11 protein-coding genes and 1 pseudogene are annotated in these 15560 nt (G+C 71.0%); 4 read left to right on the top strand and 8 right to left on the bottom strand.

The window, feature by feature from the left end:
• Window positions 1–102: 102 nt before the first annotated feature.
• A pseudogene (locus AB0C99_RS12600) lies at window positions 103–285 on the bottom strand (IS110 family transposase); the annotation flags it as partial.
• A 349-nt stretch (window positions 286–634) separates the two neighbouring features.
• On the opposite strand from AB0C99_RS12600, the gene AB0C99_RS12595 reads away from it, so the two are divergent.
• Window positions 635–2716, top strand: a complete 2082-nt coding sequence (locus AB0C99_RS12595) for a DUF2075 domain-containing protein (protein ID WP_362473545.1) — start codon at window positions 635–637, stop codon at window positions 2714–2716.
• Between the two features lie 50 nt (window positions 2717–2766).
• On the opposite strand, the gene AB0C99_RS12590 is transcribed toward AB0C99_RS12595, so the two are convergent.
• From AB0C99_RS12590 to AB0C99_RS12580, 3 genes are all read right to left on the bottom strand, one after another.
• Window positions 2767–2895, bottom strand: coding sequence for a DUF6408 family protein (locus AB0C99_RS12590; RefSeq protein ID WP_274549949.1), 129 nt, complete (start codon window positions 2893–2895; stop codon window positions 2767–2769).
• Between the two features lie 200 nt (window positions 2896–3095).
• A complete protein-coding gene (locus AB0C99_RS12585; protein ID WP_362473487.1) occupies window positions 3096–4958 on the bottom strand; it encodes a DUF2075 domain-containing protein in 1863 nt (620 codons plus the stop codon).
• Between the two features lie 248 nt (window positions 4959–5206).
• Complete coding sequence (locus AB0C99_RS12580) at window positions 5207–5908, bottom strand: hypothetical protein (protein ID WP_362473484.1); 702 nt, start codon at window positions 5906–5908, stop codon at window positions 5207–5209.
• A 255-nt stretch (window positions 5909–6163) separates the two neighbouring features.
• Between AB0C99_RS12580 and AB0C99_RS12575 the strand changes: the two genes are divergently transcribed.
• From AB0C99_RS12575 to metG, 3 genes are all read left to right on the top strand, one after another.
• Complete coding sequence (locus tag AB0C99_RS12575) at window positions 6164–8017, top strand: DUF4357 domain-containing protein (protein WP_362473481.1); 1854 nt, start codon at window positions 6164–6166, stop codon at window positions 8015–8017.
• The gene (locus AB0C99_RS12570; RefSeq protein WP_362473478.1) at window positions 8014–9258 is read left to right on the top strand and encodes a restriction endonuclease; all 1245 of its coding nucleotides are present in this window, start codon (window positions 8014–8016) and stop codon (window positions 9256–9258) included. The genes AB0C99_RS12575 and AB0C99_RS12570 overlap by 4 nt, the downstream gene beginning before the upstream one ends.
• A gap of 144 nt (window positions 9259–9402) precedes the next feature.
• Window positions 9403–11127 carry a methionine--tRNA ligase gene (gene metG / locus AB0C99_RS12565; RefSeq protein WP_362473475.1) on the top strand — a complete coding sequence of 575 codons (1725 nt, stop codon included), beginning with the start codon at window positions 9403–9405 and terminating at the stop codon, window positions 11125–11127.
• A gap of 86 nt (window positions 11128–11213) precedes the next feature.
• On the opposite strand, the gene AB0C99_RS12560 is transcribed toward metG, so the two are convergent.
• The 4 genes from AB0C99_RS12560 to AB0C99_RS12545 all read right to left on the bottom strand — a co-directional run bounded on the left by AB0C99_RS12560 (window position 11214) and on the right by AB0C99_RS12545 (window position 15397).
• Window positions 11214–11903, bottom strand: a complete 690-nt coding sequence (locus AB0C99_RS12560) for a thioredoxin domain-containing protein (RefSeq protein WP_362473472.1) — start codon at window positions 11901–11903, stop codon at window positions 11214–11216.
• Window positions 11904–11923: 20 nt separating this feature from the next.
• Window positions 11924–13930 (bottom strand): cytochrome c oxidase assembly protein, encoded by a 2007-nt coding sequence (locus AB0C99_RS12555; protein WP_362473469.1) that lies wholly within the window; start codon window positions 13928–13930, stop codon window positions 11924–11926.
• Window positions 13917–14576, bottom strand: coding sequence for a copper resistance CopC family protein (locus AB0C99_RS12550; protein WP_362473466.1), 660 nt, complete (start codon window positions 14574–14576; stop codon window positions 13917–13919). Before AB0C99_RS12550 ends, AB0C99_RS12555 begins: the two co-directional genes overlap by 14 nt.
• 143 nt (window positions 14577–14719) lie before the next feature.
• Window positions 14720–15397 carry a hypothetical protein gene (locus AB0C99_RS12545; protein WP_362473463.1) on the bottom strand — a complete coding sequence of 226 codons (678 nt, stop codon included), beginning with the start codon at window positions 15395–15397 and terminating at the stop codon, window positions 14720–14722.
• Between the last annotated feature and the right edge of the window lie 163 nt (window positions 15398–15560).

Below are 15560 nucleotides of genomic sequence, written 5' to 3'. Positions count from 1 at the left end.
CGTTTCGCGTGACATCTTTCCGATGACGCACCATGTGGAGTGCGTGGCGATTCTGGAGCCTGCTGACAAGGGGCGCTGATCTGGCGTTTCTCCGACGCATCGTCAGGTCGGGCAGCCTGTCTCCCGAGCGACCGCCAGTGGCAGGGCGCCGGTCGAGGCCGGATGGTCGGCCACGGCCGGCACCGTTCCCTGCTTGGCCTGGAGTTTCGCGAGCAGTTCGCGGATCTTCGGCTCGGTATTGGGCAGCCGCTGGTCGAACGCCTTCTTGTCGGGCGCGGTGATAGGGGTGGCGTGGTGTTAGCCCCTGCCCACGCCCAGGCCGAACAGCATGTCCATGTCGCCGGTGTCGATCACGTGAAGGGCCCTCCATCACGTGATCGTCCGGCCTCGCCTGGGCTCCGAGCTGCCACACCCACATTACGGAGGCACGAAACAGGTAACGGGGGGTCTGTGACTCGCGCAGCTTGATCCAGCCACGATCGCCGTAGTTCCGGTCGACAGCCGTGGTGACGTTTCGCGGCACGTCCAGGGCCTAAGATCGCGACAACCGAACTGCGGCCCGACGGGCTTCCTGAACAGGACACGCCCCCACCCGCACGAATCACTCGTGCCCTGGGGGAACCTCCACGTGTCCATGCTGCTTTTGAGGCTGTCGGCGCAGGACTTGCTGACTCTGCACTCGCGTCGTCGCATGGTGCCGCACCTTGCCGCGCGGTGGCGCCACTTCCGCGGCGCTGAAGCGTCTTTGGGGGAGCGGTCTGCGTGGGCCGAGAGCTTGATCAGTCTTGCCAGCGACCTGGTTGCGGCAGATCGCGGCAACGTGGAAATGATCGTCGAGTGTGCCGCCACGGTCGAGGAAACCGACCATCCGTTGCTAGTGGACGTCGTGCTGGTCGGGCGGCATCCGCAGGAGAACCGCCCGTCCGTGCAGTTGGTGGAACTGAAGCGCTGGTCGACCGTGACCAGGATCGAGCGGGCTACCGCGGCTCTGGTGGACGTGCCAGGCATGGGTGCGAAGAAGCATCCGGCACTGCAACTTCGTGAGTACTATCAGGCATTCACGAGCGACAAGGGCCCCTTCAGGGGACTGGACATCGAGTGTGGTGGTTTCGCCTACCTGCACAACGCCACGCAGGACTCGGTGCGTCCGCTCCTCGACCTGGATGCGCCGACGGGTGCCTACGCGCAGGTGTACGCGGGTGATCAGCGTGCTGAACTGCTCGCCGGGCTCAGAAGGAGTTTCGATGCCCACGGCGGCGCATCTGAGGCCGAGGCGATGCTGCGGAGCATGGGGCTGCGCAACACCCCGTTGCTCGATGCCATGATCCGGTCCCGTGGTACCGACACGGTCTTCACCCTGCGAGGCCGACAGAAGACCGTCGCGGACCAGATCCTGGAGACGGCAGCCACCGTTCTTCCGGATCCGTGGGAATCGACCCTGGTACCGGACGAGAGGCGTGCGGTCTTCCTGGTGACCGGTGGGGCCGGCACCGGGAAGAGCGCCATCGGACTGCAGGTGAAGAAGAAACTCGAAGCACAGGGCCGGACGGTCAAATACGCCAGTGGAAGCAGGGCGTTCAACGGGGCCTTGAGGGAACACGTTGGCTACGGGGACGGGAAGTTCAAGCAGACGTTCACCTACTTCAGTAGCTTCGTAAAGACACCGGACCCGCCCTTGGACGTCCTGATCTGCGACGAGGCCCACCGTCTGCGTGACCGTTCCACGAATACCAGGGACGCGAGGAAGTCGGGTACCCGTCCGCAGGTGGACGAGCTCCTCGATGCGTCGCGTCTCACGGTCTTCTTCATGGACGAGGGGCAGTCGGTACGCCCCAGAGAGGTGGGCACACCCGACCTGATCAAGGACGCGGCAGACCGGCACGGCGCCCGGCTCGTTTCCTACGATCTACGGGACCAGTTCCGGTGTGGTGGCAGCGATGCCTACATCCGCTGGGTGCGCGCTCTGCTCGGGGTGACCGACGGTGCGCCGGAACTCTGGACGCCAGACGGCCTCATGCACGTAGAGGTCGCGGACACTCCCGAGGAGCTTGAGCAGATCATCCGGACCGAGGCGTACGCAGGTGCCTCCGCGCGCATGGTGGCAGGTTACTGCTGGCCTTGGACCAAACCCCTGGGCAAGGAGAAGAGACTGGAAGCCGACGTGCGCATCGGCGGGTGGCATCGGCCGTGGAACGCGAAGAGCGAGAGCTTCTGCGCCGGCGGAGCGCCACCCTCGAGAACCTGGGCGGTTCACGAGGGTGGCCTTGGCCAGGTCGGCTGTGTCTACACGGCGCAGGGCCTGGAATGGGACTGGTGCGGTGTCATCATGGGCGAGGACATGGTCCGCCGCGGAGACGAGTGGGTCTTCCGCCGGGGGAGGAGGCGCAGAGAGACATCGAACATCTGGCGCGTGGCTCAACCTGGTTCGTTCGACCCCGAAGTCAAGGCCTCGAATGTGGGTCCCGATGAATTCGCGCTACTTGTGCGCCAGGCGTACCACGTGCTGATGACCCGCGGCAGCCGCGCGACGGTGCTGTACTCGACAGACGAGGAGACCCGGGCCTACCTGAAGGAACGGGTGGGCCCGGTAGAGATCCATGGACTTCGTCCGACGATGCGGAATCTGCACGGGAAGGATCGCGCACCGCACGAGCCCCGGCCAAAGAGCCGCAAGCGCGGCAAGCGGCGGATCTCGGACCCTGACCGCTTGTTCTGATGCGGGGTTTATGCGTGTGGCGGGCTCGCCGGGCTCGCCACACACCTGCGTCAGAAGAGCAGGTTCGCCAACGCGGTCAGGGCCGTCACCAGAAGGCTGGAGACGGCTCCGGCAGCGATGTCGATCAGGATTTCGCGAATCCGTTCACGACGCGCAAGCTTGTACTCGACGGGGGTCATACGGCCACTCCAGGTTGGTGAGATCGGAATGGCAGGGGGCGCCCTGCCGGGCAGCCACGCTCGCGCCGTGTGTCACCACACGACCGGGCACAACCATTCGTCACTCACGGCCTGTTCGGCCTCGTTGCATGAACCGCAGCCTCGTACCCTCCGGGAAGGTGCGCAGCGAGATCATGATAGAGGTCGAGTGATGCTGTGACTCAGGGAATCAGCGAGCGCAGCTTCTCGCGCGTCTCGGGATCCGTTGAATACACGACCGTTCCGATCATGCCGCGGGTCAGCAGCACCTTGTACGTGTTGCGGACGAGACGGTCGACGTCCTCGTCAGCGGTGGCCTTGGTGAAGGACGGGTCCTTGGAGGCGCTTCGGTCCACCACCCATCGGTCCGTACGCCAGACGAGGTCCGGACCCATGATCACGCCGGACCAGTCGTACTCGAAGCCCTGCGCGGTGTAGACGCACCCGACCTGTCCGAACCCTGCCGGGTCGGTGGCCCAGAGGGGTGCCGGCGGGGCGCCGAGCAGGGCGCGGTCGCCAAAGAGGTTCCATGGCCTGGCCCAGTCGCCGATGACCACGTCGGTGGGCAGGGCGTGCATGCTGGAGGTGATCTTTGTCGTCCACTTCCAGCAGTAGCCCGCGGACATTCGCGCACTGTAGTCCTCGGCCCGTCGGGCAGCCAGGAAGTCCTCCATCTCCTGGGGGGTGTCCGCGGTCAGGAGCCGTACCTTGTCGTCCGGCTCCCACACGGTGGGCGCGTTCCCTTCGAGCCCCAGCAGGTCGACCACCCAGCGCAGGTATGCGTCGCTTCCGCCACACCGGAACTGGCTGTCGAGTTCTACCACCGTGCAGTCCAGACCCTGTTCGGCCGCGGCTGCCTGGATCTGTGCCACGGTTCCCATCTCGCCCGGACGCACCACTTGGTGCTGGTCCAGCAGGAACACCGGAACCCGCGCGGCGTCCATCAGCTCCTCCACCTGTGGTCGGCCGGTCCGCAGAGTCGCCTTTGTGTAGCGGTTGGCGGACGTCTTGCGCAGGCGGTGCGCCTCGTCGCAGACCAGTACGTCGAGGTCGTTCGGCTCAGCCTCCATGAAGCTGTTGAAGTAGCGGAAGAGCCGCTGGACCTCCGGCTTGCGGGCACCGGCGACCTTGCGCATCGTCTTGGTGAAGGACTGCGATCCGGTGGCATGCAGGGCCGGTACCCCGCGCCGGTAGAGGTCGCCCAGCAGGGAGAGCGCGATCACGCTCTTGCCGGAGCCTGGCCCGCCGGCCACGACGACGACCTGCTTGCGGTTGGACCGGCGCGCCTGTCGCACTGCCGACATGACCGTTTCGTAGGCGAGCCGCTGTTCGTCCAGCAACACGAACTGCTCCCGGTTGCGCACCTCTTCGGCGGCAACGGCCATCAGCTGCCTAGACGGCCGCACCTTGCCCTGCAGCAGTGCGTCGGCTGCCTCGGCACCCGGCTTCGCCGCCAGCCTGGAGCGGAGGTAGCCGAGGAAAGCACCACGCTGGTCGCCGGTGAACATCCGGCCCCGATCGTCTTCGGTGACGGCGCGGAGCCCCGCCACCCCGAAGTCGGTCGCGTTGTGCAGGTAGGCGACCCCCGCGACCGAGTCGGGGATCCGCTCCAACGCTCCGTTGAACGAGATGAGGTAGTCGCAGTAGCCGCGCACCTGCTCGATCGGGTTGAGGACCGGATCCGGGTAGGCGTCGATGCGGCACAGCAGCGGATCGTCCTCCTCCGGGTATGCCTCGCTCCACTGCTTCAGCTCGACCACCACGTATGAGGGCTCTCCGGTACTCGGATGAACACCGGCGAGTATGACGTCCGCGCGCTTGCTGGTCAGGGGCAGCGCGTACTCCAACATCATCTCGACTTCACCGAGCCCGGCTTCGACGAGGGCGTTGGTGAGTGCTGGGATGCTCCGCTCCCAGGAACGCACCTCGGACGGCTGAGGTCGATGGCGGTGTTTGTGCAGGAAGTTCTCGGTAAGGAGCTCGGCCAGCTGTCCTTCAAGGTGGGTGCGGTTGGCCAACGACGCCGCGGACTCACGGAACAGCAAGGAAGCGCCCCCAGGCAGCACGAAGTAGCTCGTGCGGGTGGGGGCATGTCCTTCGGTGCCACAGAAGTGGAGCGGAAGCCCGTCGGGCCGCTGAGATGGTCTTCGCCATTCTAGAACAGGCCAGGCATCAGGCGCCTGAGCTGGTCGACCACCTTGTCATTGGGGAGCTGGTGACGCTCGTGTTCTCAGGGACGCACCACGTGGAGTGCGTGGCGATCCCTGAGCCGGTCAAGTAGAGGCGGAGCCGGTCACTCGGCGTCGGCGCCCTCTGCCCCCAGGTCCCGGTGGCGTTCCGTGAGGCACTGGAGCCACAGGTCGTAGGATCGGCCGGCCTCCTCGACGGAGGCGCGGGCGGACTGTTCCTCGGCGAAGCCGGTGCGGGACGCCTGTTCCACGATGTCGGTCAGGTGGTCGGCGACCTGGCGGAGGCGCTGGGCGTGGGCCGCTCGCAGGCGGGGCTTCAGTTCCTCCTCGCGGGCGGCGAAGCCCATCAGGTCGTCGAACTCCTCGTCCGCCCGGTACGCGGAGGGAAGCTCCGGGAGCTCGTCCCGGGTGAGGCGGGTGACGGGGCCGGGGCGGTGCTCGTCGGCTTCCTCGCGGCCCAGCACGCGGTTGAGGACCGCGCGTATCTCGGTCGTCCGGCGGACCCGCTCGGCGGTGGAGGCCAGGGCGCTCAGCTGGGCCGGGATGTCGGCGGCGGCTTCCGCCGCGAGCAGTCCGCGCAGCGTGCCGGCGATCTCGTGCCCGGTCTCCGACGCGGCGTCCATCACGGCGTCGCACCTGTCGAGCTCGGCGAAGGCGCGTTCGGCCGTGTGGATCGCCTCGCGCACCATGGCCGTACTGTCGCCGTCGAACCAGCCGACGGCGTGCGCGAGCTGCTCCCGCGTCATCGCGATCGTGGCCAGCATCTCGTCGAAGAGGTGCTTGTCGGTACCCCGTGCGGCTGTCATGCTCCCCGTCCCCCTCACCGTGTCGGGCCTCATCGACGCCGATCATGGACGCTGGGCGATCGGCGGGGCAATCGGGGGCCCGGAGAAGCATGGTTTCAGGCCGTCCTCCGTGACCGGAACCGGATGCCGGTCATCGCCCCAGCTCACGGGGGCCCCAGAATGCTCACAGCCGGCGTCGCCGGCCTGACGGGAGGCCCATCCGGTCTCCTCGGCGGCGACCACGCGGCGAATCACACCCCGCGACCAAGGAGACCGATGTCCGCGCAGTACCCGGAGTTCCAGTTGCGTCTGCCGCACGGGGGGCCGATGGCCCGCGGCCGGCTGCTCTCCGAGATGGGGACCAACGGCAGCCAGAAGATGATGGTGCTGGCCGGTTCCCCGGCCCGGCCCGACGTCGTGCCGTCGTTCCCGCTGCGGATGCCCTCCTCCCACCGGTTCCGTGAGCAGCTGATCGCCGAGGGGGCCATTCAGGACACGGCGACGTGGCCGGGACGGTTCGAGGTGATGCGCGACATCGAGTGCAATTCGCCCTCGGCGGCGGGGGACATCGTCTGCGGGCGCAGCACCAACGGCTGGCTGGAGTGGAAGACCGCCGACGGGCGCCCGCTCGCCGACTTCCTGGAACACGTGTGGTCGGGACCGAGCCGGGCGTGGCTGATCCGTTCCTCGCAGGTACTCGGCACCGACCCGTTCCACCGCGTCTGGCTGCCCGAGGGGCGGGTCGTCCTCGCGGCCGTCCGGCTCAGGCCCGACGCCGTCCAGGGCATCAGCAAGGAGCGGCTGCGCGGCTTCGTGGACGAGGACTACGAGTCGACGGCCGTCTACAGCGAGAAATCGCAGCTCGTCGAGGACTTCCACGCCTTCCTCTCCCGGATGCGGCCCGGTGACACCGTGTGCGCGCTCCACGAGGGGCGGCTCTACCTGGGCGAGATCACGGGCAGCGCCGAGCGGGTCGACACCGAGGACGGGCGGGCGACGCTGCGGCGCCCGGTCGAGTGGGGGAGCCAGGGCTACCCCTACGACGAGCTTCCGGAAGAGCTCCAGCAGCTGCTGTCCGCGCGGCACGACGTCGTCGACCTGACCACGGTCAAGGCGCTCGTCGACGGTCTCGGCGTCAGCGACGAGGAACTGGCCGAGGAAGCGGTCGACGTCGGCCTGGAACCGGGTGCCGAGATACCCGCCCTCACCGCCCGCCGGGAGCTGGAGCTGCCGGAGCCCACCGAGGAGCTGTGCCGGAGCCTCAACCTCGACCGGGTGGAGTGGCTCCAGGAGGTCAGGGACCTGCTCGACGACGAGCGGCAGCTGATCTTCTACGGCCCGCCGGGGACCGGCAAGACCTTCCTCGCGCAGGAGCTCGCGAAGTTCTTCGGCGGAGGCAGGGAACGCGTCAAGCTCGTCCAGTTCCACCCCTCCTACGCCTACGAGGACTTCTTCGAGGGGTTCCGGCCCCAGGAGGACCCGAAGACCCGCGAGGTCGCCTTCCGGCTGACCGCCGGACCCCTGCGGGAGTTCGCCGAACTGGCCCGCCGCGAGGGCAACCGGCACATCCCGCACTTCCTGATCATCGACGAGATCAACCGGGCGAACCTCGCCAAGGTCTTCGGAGAGCTGTACTTCCTGCTGGAGTACCGCCGCGAGACGGTACGCCTCACCTACTCGGGCGACGACTTCGCGCTGCCCCGCAACCTCTTCATCATCGGGACCATGAACACCGCCGACCGGTCCATCGCCCTGGTCGACGCCGCCATGCGCCGCCGGTTCGCGTTCGTCGAACTGTCGCCGCGGCTGGAGCCCACCAGCGGCCTGCTGCGCCGCTGGCTGCGCGGCGAGGAGAAGGACCCGGAGCCGGCCGACCTCCTGGACGCCCTCAACGCACGGATCGACGACGCCGACTTCCGGATCGGCCCGTCCTACCTGATGAAGCCCGGCGTCTTCCGCGACGGCGGGCTGGAACGCACCTGGCGCACCAAGATCCTCCCCCTGCTGGAGGAGCACCACTACGGCGAGGGCCTCGACATCGAGAAGCGCTACGGCCTCGCCGCGCTGCGCCGCTCCCTCGCCGCCGGGCCGGTGCCGGAGGGGACGGACAACGGGACCGGTCCGCAGTGACGGGCGTCATCCAGCTGGCCGAACACGCCCCCGCGCGGCTGTTCCCGCTGCCGGACGCCGTCGGCCGTGCGCTGGCGGCCTCGAAGATCCTGGACAGCGCCACGCCCGACCTCTTCGAGCGGGGCAGGTGGAGCCTGCGCGCCGGGAGCAGGGTCGGCGCGGTGACCCTCGGCACCCCGGACGGCGGGACCACCACCGTACGCATCACCCCGAAGGTGCCCATCGCCCGTCTGTTCTTCCTCCTCGGCTATGCCCAGGACCCGGGGAAGGGCTGGCGGGAGGACGCCGTCGACCTCGCCGAACACACCGAGCTGCTGCCCGCGCTCGCCCACTCCATGGAGCGGCTGACCGACCGGGCGCTGCGGCGGGGGCTGCTCCAGGGCTATCGGGAGGTGGCGGACACCTCCTGGGTCGTACGCGGCCGGATCCGGGAGTCCGAGCAGATGCGCCGCCGCTTCGGAGCGCCGCTGCCGGTGGAGATCGCGTACGACGAGTTCACCACGGACATCGCCGAGAACCGGATCCTGCGCGCAGCGGTCGAGCGCCTGCTGCGGCTGCCGGGAGTGCCGCGGGACGTCCGGGCGCGCCTGCTGCACCAGCGGGCCCGGCTGGCCGACGTCACCGTGCCGGGGCGCGGGCAGCGCCTGCCCCGATGGGTGCCGACGCGGCTGAACGCCCGCTACCACCCGGCGCTCCGGCTCGCCCGGGTCGTGCTCGACGGATCGTCCGTCGAGCACCTGGCCGGCGGGGTGCGGGTGGACGGCTTCCTCTTCGACATGAACCGGATCTACGAGGACTTCGTCTGCACGGCCCTGCGCGAGGCCCTCCGCCCCTACGGCGGCGCCTCCGTCCTGCAGGCGGACGACCTGCACCTCGACGAGGGCCGGTCGGTGCCCTTGCGCCCCGACCTGGTCTGGTACGGCGACTCCGGTGCCCCGCGCGTCGTCGTGGACGCCAAGTACAAGGCGGGACGGCGCGGCGGCTATCCCAACGCGGACCTCTACCAGATGCTGGCGTACTGCACGGCCCTCGGGCTGGCGGAGGGGCACCTCGTCTACGCCAAGGGCAACGAGCCCCGCCGAAGCCACCTCGTCCAGGGCGCCGGGACCGTCCTGCACCAGCACGCGCTGGACCTGGACCGGCAGCCGGCCGAGCTGCTGAGTGAGATCCGGGGACTCGCCGGCCTCATGGCGGGTGTCCCGGCGGGCGGCGGCCCCCGAAACCCAGGCGCCCCCCTGTGACCCCGTTCGCTACCATGGCCGTGGCTTGCAGGGGCGGTTCGTCACCGTGTGTGACGGGGACTGTGTGATCTGCTGCGGCCCTTCCATCTTGGCGCGTCGTGGCTTCGGGCTCGGCGCCGTACGTACGAAATGGAGCATCCGAGGATGGCTCGACACCTGGTAACCAGCGCGCTTCCCTATATCAACGGGATCAAGCACCTGGGCAACATGGTCGGGTCGATGCTTCCCGCGGACGTCTACGCGCGGTATCTGCGGCAGCGCGGCCACGACGTGCTCTACATCTGCGCCACCGACGAGCACGGCACGCCCGCCGAGCTCGCCGCCAAGGCCGCCGGGCTGACCGTCGCCGACTTCTGCGCGCGGGCGCACGACGCGCAGAAGGCCGTGTACGACGGGTTCGAGCTCGCCTTCGACTACTTCGGGCGCAGCTCCTCGCGGCAGAACGTCGAGATCACCCAGCACTTCGCGCGCAGGCTGCACGAGAACGGCTTCATCGAGGAGCGGGTGATCCGCCAGGTGTACTCGCCGGCCGACGGGCGCTTCCTGCCCGACCGGTACGTCGAGGGCACCTGCCCGCACTGCGGCTACGACAAGGCCCGCGGCGACCAGTGCGAGAACTGCACCCGCGTGCTCGACCCCACCGACCTCATCGACCCGCGCTCGGCGATCAGCGGCTCCACGGACCTGGAGGTCCGCGAGACCAAGCACCTCTTCCTGCTGCAGTCCAAGCTCCAGCACGAGGTCGAGGAGTGGATCGCCCGCGTCAGCCACGAGTGGCCGCACCTCTCCACCTCCATCGCCCGCAAGTGGCTCACCGAGGGGCTCAACGACCGCGCCATCACCCGCGACCTCGACTGGGGCGTCCCCGTCCCCGCCGACACCTGGCCCGAGCTGGCCGCCGAGGGCAAGGTCTTCTACGTCTGGTTCGACGCCCCGATCGAGTACATCGGCGCCACCAAGGAGTGGGCCGACGCCGCCCCCGACGGCGAGGTCCGCGACTGGAAGTCGTGGTGGTACGAGGCCGACGACACCGTCCGCTACACCCAGTTCATGGCCAAGGACAACGTCCCCTTCCACACGGTCATGTTCCCGGCCACCGAGCTCGGCGTGCGCGAGCCCTGGAAGAAGGTCGACGTCGTCAAGGGCTTCAACTGGCTGACCTTCTACGGCAGCAAGTTCTCCACCTCGCAGAAGCGCGGCGTCTTCACCGACGCCGCCCTGGAGATCCTGCCCGCCGACTACTGGCGCTACTTCCTCATCGCCAACGCGCCCGAGTCCGACGACTCCTCCTTCACCTGGGAGCACTTCACCGCCACGGTCAACAAGGACCTCGCCGACACCCTCGGCAACTTCGTCAACCGTGTGCTCTCCTTCTCCCGCAAGCGCTTCGGCGACGAGGTCCCGGCCGGGCACGCCGCCGGCGAGGCGGAGGCGAAGCTGGGCGAGGAGATCGCCCGGCTGCTCGGCGAGTACGAGGAGCAGCTGGAGGCCCTGCAGTTCCGCAAGGCCGCCGCCGCCCTCCGCGCCCTGTGGTCCGCGGGCAACTCCTACCTGGAGGAGAAGGCCCCCTGGCTGGAGATCAAGACCGACCCCGAGGGCGCCGCGCTGACCCTCCGCACCGCGATGAACCTCATCCACCTCTACGCGGTGGTCTCCGAGCCCTTCATCCCCGCCTCGGCCGCCGCCATGCGCGGCGCCTTCGCCCTCGCCGACGACACGGCCGCCTGGGTGAGCGGCGACCAGGCCCGGGCCCTGGACGCCGTCCCCGCCGGCACCGCCTTCACCGTCCCGCCGGTCCTCTTCGCGAAGATCACCGAGGACGACCTGGAGGCGTACCGCGCGCGCTTCGGCGGTGCCCTGGAGGCTTGATCTCCGGAGCCCGAGGCTCCGTACGTGCGGTGGCTGAGCCCCGAGCGCTGGTCGACTTCCCGCGCCGGGGGCTCAGCCCTGTTCCGTCACGGAGCCGCGAGGTGCCGCTCTATCAGCGCCTTCAGGTCCTCGTAACTCCTCGGCTCGACCTTCTTCCCCTGCACGAAGAACGTCGGCGTGCCCTGCACCCCCAGCGCCAGCCCGTCCCGCTGGTCGGCCGCCACGCGTTCCGCCGTGCCCGGCGCGGCCACGTCCGCGTCGTAGCGGGTCATGTCCAGGCCCAGCTCCCGCGCGAAGCCCCGGAAGACCGCGTCCTTGGGGGTCTGGGCCTCGCCCCACTCGCGCTGCGTCTCGAACAGCTTGTCGTGCATCGCGAGGAACCGTCCCTGCCGGGCCGCCGCCTCCGCCGCGCGCGCCGCCGAGCCGCTGTTGCGGTGGCCCGGCATCGGGAAGTAACGGGCCACGAACGTCACCCGGTCCCCGTACTCCTTCTTCAGCCGGTCCAGCACCGGATGGAACGCCCCGCAGCCCTCGCACTCGAAGTCCAGGAACTCGACCACCGTCACCCGGCTCTTCGCCGGGTTCGTCAGGCGGTGGCTGTCCGGGCGGACCACCTGGGCGTTCGCCGCCGGTTCCGGCAGGGCGGCGCCCGCCCCCGTCCCCGCTTCCGGCGCGGGCCGGAACAGCAGGAACGAGCCGAACGCGACCGCCAGCGCCGCCAGCAGCACCGCCGCCGCCATCAGTTGCTTCTTGAGTGTGGTGTGCGTGTCGCTCATACGTTCTTTCCTGTCGGTCATCAGGGCCTTCGGTTGTGCAGCGCGGCCAGGTACGCGTTGTACGCGGCCAGCGGGTCGTCCGCGTCGGCGCGGTCGATGCGGCGGTCGATCCGGCGGGCCTCGCGCGCGTCCGAGCGCACCCACTGGATCGCGAGGATCACCGTCGTGATCAGGACCGGGATGTCACCGGTCGCCCAGGCGATCGCGCCCGCGTTGTACTGGTCGTCCGCCGGCGACGGGCCCCAGGCGCGGCCGACCGTCGTCCACCAGCCCTCGGCCAGCAGATCGGTCGAGCTCATCAGCGAGATGCTGAACCACGAGTGGAACGGCATCGTCAGGATCAGCACGAACAGGCGCCCCAGGTGCGGCGGCCGGCGCGGGCCCGGGTCCACGCCGATGACCACCCAGAAGAACAGCAGCCCGACCGCCAGGAAGTGCGTCAGCATCGCCAGGTGTCCCAGGTGGCTCCGCATCAGCCGCTCGAACAGCGGCGTGTAGTACACGGCGAACGCCGAGCCGATGAACAGCGCCCCCGCCACCGCCGGATGCGAGATCACCCGCACATACGTGCTGTGCAGCAGCTTCAGCAGGAGTTCCCGGATCCCCGGCGCGGCGTCCTTCGCCGCCGCCGGCAGGGCCCGCAGCGCGAGCGTCGCCGGAGCGCCGAGCACCAGCAGGATCGGCACCGTCATCGCCAGGATCATGTGCTGGCCCATGTGCACGCTGAACATCACCTTGCCGTACACCGCCAGCCCGCTCATCGAGGCCAGCACGGTGACGGCGAGCCCCAGGAACCAGGACACCGTCCGGCCCGGCGGCCAGCGGTCGCCGCGCGCCCGCAGCCTGCGCACCCCCGCCGCGTACAGCAGCCCCGCCGCCCCCGTCCCGAACGCGAAGACCGGGTCGAAGTGCCACTCCGTGAACAGCGGCGTCCACGGGAAGTCGCCCAGCGGCCCCGGCATCGCGAAGCCCAGCGCCTCCTCCGCCGGGCCCAGCGGCGCCACCGCCGGCGGCGGTGTCCGCGACAGGTCCACCGCCAGGCCCATCGCCACGCCCATCAGCAGCAGTTCCCCCGCCGCCAGCCGGACGAAGAGCCGCGCCCCGCCCGCCCCCTCCGCGCCGAGCGCCGCCACCGTCCGCCGCCGGTGCCACAGCCCCGCCAGGGCCAGGAGCAGCAGCAGCGCCGTCTTCGCCAGGACCAGCCGCCCGTACGCGCCGGAGAACAGCTCGCCCCAGCCGGGCAGCCGGACCGCCGCCCCGACCACGCCCCCGGCGCCGACCGCGAGCAGCGCCGCGCCCGCCACGCCGCTGAACCGGCGTACGGCCACCGCCGCGTCCGGATGCCGCCGGGCCACCAGCGGCAGCACCGCGAGCAGCCCGCCGACCCAGACCGCGGCGCCCGCCAGGTGGACCGCGAGGGACACCACCGCCGCGTCGTGCCCCGCCGAACCCGCCGCGTGGCCCGTGAACGCCGGCGGCAGCAGCCCCGCGAGCGCGGCCAGCAGCCAGAACCTGGCCCAGCCCGTCGACGTCACCCCCTGGCCGAAGGTCGCGAGCAGCAGCCCCAGCACCGTCGTCAGGGCGTACGCGGTGCCCCTGGTGTCGGTGACCGCGAAGTCCAGCAGCACGGACGGTTCCAGCACCTCGGCCACCGGCCGCGCGAACAGGTCGGACAGCGTGAACACCGCCACCGACGCGGAGGCCACCGCCCACACGCCGCCCGCCGCCGACGCCCACAGCATCGCCCGCGCCCGCGCCCCGGCCAGCCGCCGGGGGCCCGGCAGCAGCACCGCGGCCGGCAGCAGCGCGCCCACGGCGGCGACCGCCGCGCCGTCCGCGACGGTACGGGACAGGGGCAGCGCCCAGCGGGTCAGCGGGCCCGCGTCGGCGATCCCCGGCGCCACCGCCGCCGCGTCCCCGGTCCCCGCCACTACGGCCGTCACCGCCGCGAGCGCCGCCGCGGGCGCCGCGACCCACGCCCGGCGCACGGCCCGCCGGGGCGCGCCCACGACGTCAGCGGCCGGCATCGTCCCCGGCCCTCCTGCGGCGGCGGACCGTGCGGGTCATCGCCACGGCCAGGCCCACGAGCCCGATGCCGAAGCCGATCCCCACGGCCTTGAGGCTGGTCACCGCGCGCTCCCCGGACGCCTTCGCCGTACGGGAGAGAGTGGGGGACGGGGAGGGAGCGGGGGAGGAGGGGGACGTGGTCGCGGTTGCGGTGGTGGGCGAGGGGGTCCGGGGTGTCGGGGTGGTGGGTGCGGTGGGCTTCGGCGGGCGAACCGTGAACGTCGACTTTCCCGTCACCGGGTGGCCGTCCGCCGACACCACCCGGTACCCCACCGTGTAGTCGCCGCCCCGCGCCCCGGCGTCCGCCGCCCTGAGCGTCAGGCGGACCTCGCGCCCCGTCACCTTCGGCGCGCCGGCGCCGAGGGCGGCGCCGTCCGGGCCGGTGACGGCGAGCTGGGCGTACTTCTGCGTCATGGGGTCGCTGAACGTGAGCGTGACCGCGCCGGGTACGGCGGTGAGGACGGCCCCGTTCGCCGGGTCGGCGCCCGTCAGGTCGGTGTGGGCGGCGGCCTGCGGGGCGGAGACCGCCAGCAGGGCGGCCACGGCCGGGGGAAGGAGGAGGGAACGCGCCGCCGTACGGGCGGGGCGCGCGTGTCCGATGCGCATGGGAGAGGTCTCTCTGCCGGCCCCCCGGCCCGGTCGGGGCGGAGCGGCGGCGTGGTGAGGAGACCGCGTGGACGGCGTGCCGGGAACCGCTCGGGGCGGCGGAACGGTACGGCGGGGACTGTGTCGTGCCGTGCGTCGTCGCGTCAGGCCGCGAGGCGGAGACCGGTCACGGCCCGCGGCCGGAACGGAAGCGTCGGGAGCGGGGCCGTGCCGGGGGGAGCGCGCCCGGGGCAGGGGTACGCGAGGGCCACCGGCCGCAGCGGGGCCACGTCGCCGGCCGGCCGGAGCACCGGGCCGTGCGCGGGCGGCACGCATCCGAGCAGCGGCAGCAGGGCGTACACGATCCGCTGGGCGGAACCGGCGACCGGCCGGGCGCGCAGCAGCAGGGACTCGGTCGTGCCCAGCAGCCGCGCGGCCAGCAGCAGGGTGACGGCGTGCCCGCACAGCAGCACCGACGGGCCGGGCCCGGCGGTCGCGTGTTCGGCGAGGCCCGTCAGATGCCCGCCGCCCGCGCGCGCGTCGGTCAGTCCCGCGCACGCCTCCGGGACGACGTAGCAGAGGTGGTACGCGGCCTGGGCGCCCACGAAGGCGGCGAGGAGCTGGGTGTCGGTCAGCCGCCGCCGGGTGAGCACCAGGCCCAGCGACAGCGCGAGCGCGGTCACCAGGGCCAGGGCCAGCGGGCGCGCGGTGTGCCCCTGGAGCAGGGCGTGCCCGCCGACCGGCAGCAGCACGCACAGCACCGCCGGCACCCCGGCCCGTACCGCCCGCAGCGCGCCCGCCCACGGCTGCGCGCCGTACGGGGTGCGGAGAGCGGCGACCATGGCGGGCTTTCGGGCTGGGGAGGGGCGGTGGGGGCGCGCGAGAAGCGGCCGCAACGCAGCGTACCGGCCGCGCGTCGGCGGCCGCGCACCGGCCGTCACCGACCCTCCCTCGGCGCCCGCGCAACGGCCGTCACCGGCGGGGCAGGGGCTCCTTGTCCGGGCC

The organism is Streptomyces sp. NPDC048659, assembly GCF_040650575.1.
Taxonomy (GTDB): domain Bacteria; phylum Actinomycetota; class Actinomycetes; order Streptomycetales; family Streptomycetaceae; genus Streptomyces.
Note: the sequence above shows the minus strand (reverse complement) of the source record. Positions and strands in the feature narration are given on the sequence as shown.

Excerpts from the sequence above, each read along its gene's own strand:
- AB0C99_RS12555 (WP_362473469.1), bottom strand. The coding sequence starts at position 13,930 with ATGCCGGCCGCTGACGTCGTGGGCGCGCCCCGGCGGGCCGTGCGCCGG.
- metG (WP_362473475.1), top strand. The coding sequence starts at position 9,403 with ATGGCTCGACACCTGGTAACCAGCGCGCTTCCCTATATCAACGGGATC.
- AB0C99_RS12550 (WP_362473466.1), bottom strand. The coding sequence starts at position 14,576 with ATGCGCATCGGACACGCGCGCCCCGCCCGTACGGCGGCGCGTTCCCTC.
- AB0C99_RS12580 (WP_362473484.1), bottom strand. The coding sequence starts at position 5,908 with ATGACAGCCGCACGGGGTACCGACAAGCACCTCTTCGACGAGATGCTG.
- AB0C99_RS12590 (WP_274549949.1), bottom strand. The coding sequence starts at position 2,895 with ATGACCCCCGTCGAGTACAAGCTTGCGCGTCGTGAACGGATTCGCGAA.
- AB0C99_RS12545 (WP_362473463.1), bottom strand. The coding sequence starts at position 15,397 with ATGGTCGCCGCTCTCCGCACCCCGTACGGCGCGCAGCCGTGGGCGGGC.
- AB0C99_RS12575 (WP_362473481.1), top strand. The coding sequence starts at position 6,164 with ATGTCCGCGCAGTACCCGGAGTTCCAGTTGCGTCTGCCGCACGGGGGG.
- AB0C99_RS12595 (WP_362473545.1), top strand. The coding sequence starts at position 635 with ATGCTGCTTTTGAGGCTGTCGGCGCAGGACTTGCTGACTCTGCACTCG.
- AB0C99_RS12560 (WP_362473472.1), bottom strand. The coding sequence starts at position 11,903 with ATGAGCGACACGCACACCACACTCAAGAAGCAACTGATGGCGGCGGCG.